Genomic DNA, 2225 nt, shown 5'->3' with positions numbered 1-2225 from the left:
GCCCCGGTCCCACCCCCGAGGACCGTTCCGATGACCCAAGTGATGATCTTCGCCCCCGTGCCCCTGCTGACGGTCACGATCGAGCACGACGAGACCGGACCCGATGTGCACGTCCACTGCGGCGGCCAAGGGGTCTGGCAGGCCCGCGCCCTGAACGCGCTCGGCGTCCACCCCGTGCTGTGCGGGGCGTTCGGCGCCGAGTGCGGCCCCATCATCCGGCGGCTCGTGGAGAGCGAGGGCAGCACGGTACGGGCGGTGGAGCGGGAGGGGCGCAACGGCGTCTTCGTCCACGACCGCCGGGACAACGAGCGGATCACCGTCGCCGAGCAGCCGGGTGACGTGCTGACCCGGCACGAGCTGGACGACCTCTACACCCTCTGTCTCACCGAGGGCCTGCGCTCGGAGATCAGCGTGCTCTCGGGCCCCGCCGATCCGACCCTGGTCGAGGCCGACACCTATCGTCGGCTGGCGGGCGATCTGCGGGCCAACGGCGGCACCGTCGTCGTCGACCTCTGCGGGCCGCTGCTCGACGCGTGCCTGGAGGGGGGCGTGGACCTGCTCAAGACCAGCCACGAGGAGATGATCGCGGACGGCCGCGCCGACTCCGACGAGCCCGCCGCGCTGATCGAGGCGATGCGGGTGCTGCGCGAGCGCGGCGCGGGCACGGTCGTGGTGTCCCGGGCGGAGAGGCCCGCCCTGGCGCTGATCGACGACGACGTCGTCGCGGTGTCGCTGCCGGATGTGCAGGTCGTCGACCCCCGGGGCGCCGGCGACACCATGACGGCGGGGATCACGGCCGCCCTCGCCCAGGGCGCCGGGCTGCGCGAGGCGGTGCGGCTGGGGGCCGCGGCCGGAGCCCTCAACGTCACCCGGCACGGGCTGGGCACGATCAAGGACGAGGCGGTGCGCGAGCTGGCGAAACGGGTGAGCCTCACCGAGCCATGAGCGCGGCGGCGCGCGAGGCCGCCGGGGGCGGCGTCCCGCCGACCCGGCGGCGCACCCCGCGCACCAGGCGGCGGGCGGTGAACGCGGCGCCGTAGACGAAGCGCATCGCCGGGCCGAAGGACGGCGCCGTGAGCAGACCGGCGAAGAACAGACCGGGGTGCGAGGACTCGAACGCGGCGCTCAGCTCCGGGGCCCGTCCGCTGCGCACCGTGCGCACGGTGGCGCGCAGCAGCGGGTCGAGGAGCTCCAGCCGGGTGAGGTCGGGCGCGAAGCCGGTGGCGGCGATGACGTGTTCGGTCTCCAGGGCGGTGCGGGTGCCGTCCGTGCCGGCGAGGTCGAGCCGCACCCCGCCCGGGGAGGCGGTGGCGCGCTCCAGCCGCCGGCCGAGCACCACCGGCAGCACGCCTTCGACCCGGTGCCTGAGCCACCAGGCGCCGGCCGGGCCGAGGGCGGTGGCCGCGATGCGCACCCGGGTGGGGCCGGGCAGCCGCCGTACCGCCCAGGGCAGTTCGGACCAGACCCAGCTGGGCCATCCGGTGCCCAGCCCACAGTGCGGGTCGCGCAGAGCCCGCAGCGCGGGGCGGTGGAGGGGCTGGGGCGGGCTGTTCCAGTTGATCCTGTCGGCGCGGGCCACGATGCGGGGGCGCGCGCCCTGCTCGGCGAGGAGCGCGGCGGTCTCCAGGGCGGCCTGGCCGGCGCCGACGACCGTGACGTCCCGGTCCCGGAAGGCGGCGAGGTCGCGGTGGTCGCTGCTGTGCGAGGCGAGGTGCGCGGGGAGGGCGGCCAGCGCCCCGGGCCGGCGGACGAAGGGCATGACCCCGACGGCCAGGGCGACGGTCCGGGTGGCGATGGTCTCGCCGTCGGCCGTCTCCACCCGGAAGCCGGGGCCCTGGGGCCGCACGGAGGTGACGGTGCGCTCCTCGATCCGCGGCACGGCCCGCTCGCCGAACCACAGCCCGTAGCCGGTGAACGCGGCGAGGGGCAGCGGGGTGCCGTGCTCGGCGCGCAGCCCCTGGGCCGCGCAGTAGTCGTCGAGTGTGTGGCCGGGGTCGGGCGAGGACAGATGGGAGGACCACGGCTCGGACTTCAGATACATGCCGGCGGGCATGTGGTCCCGCCAGGAGGCCATCGGGCGGCCGATCACGCGCAGCCGCAGGCCGGCCGCGGCCGCGTGGGCCGCGACGGAGAGTCCATAGGGGCCGGCGCCCACCACTACCAGGTCGTACATCAGTCGGTCCGCTCTTTCGTCACGGGGATGCGGGGCAAGCAGGGGGTACGGG

2 protein-coding genes are annotated in these 2225 nt (G+C 75.9%); one reads left to right on the top strand and one right to left on the bottom strand.

Annotated features, from left to right (window positions below; genetic code table 11):
- A partial coding sequence (locus ACSNOD_RS30580) for a 1-phosphofructokinase family hexose kinase (protein ID WP_436770336.1) occupies positions 1–945 on the top strand: 945 nt, incomplete at its 5' end.
- Here ACSNOD_RS30580 and ACSNOD_RS30575 read toward each other — a convergent pair.
- Positions 932–2173 (bottom strand): NAD(P)-binding domain-containing protein, encoded by a 1242-nt coding sequence (locus ACSNOD_RS30575; protein ID WP_436770335.1) that lies wholly within the window; start codon positions 2171–2173, stop codon positions 932–934. The genes ACSNOD_RS30580 and ACSNOD_RS30575 overlap by 14 nt on opposite strands.
- Positions 2174–2225 lie beyond the last annotated feature (52 nt).

The organism is Streptomyces sp. URMC 123 (assembly GCF_051386515.1).
In the GTDB taxonomy this organism is placed as follows: Bacteria; Actinomycetota; Actinomycetes; order Streptomycetales; family Streptomycetaceae; genus Streptomyces.
Note: the sequence above shows the minus strand (reverse complement) of the source record. Positions and strands in the feature narration are given on the sequence as shown.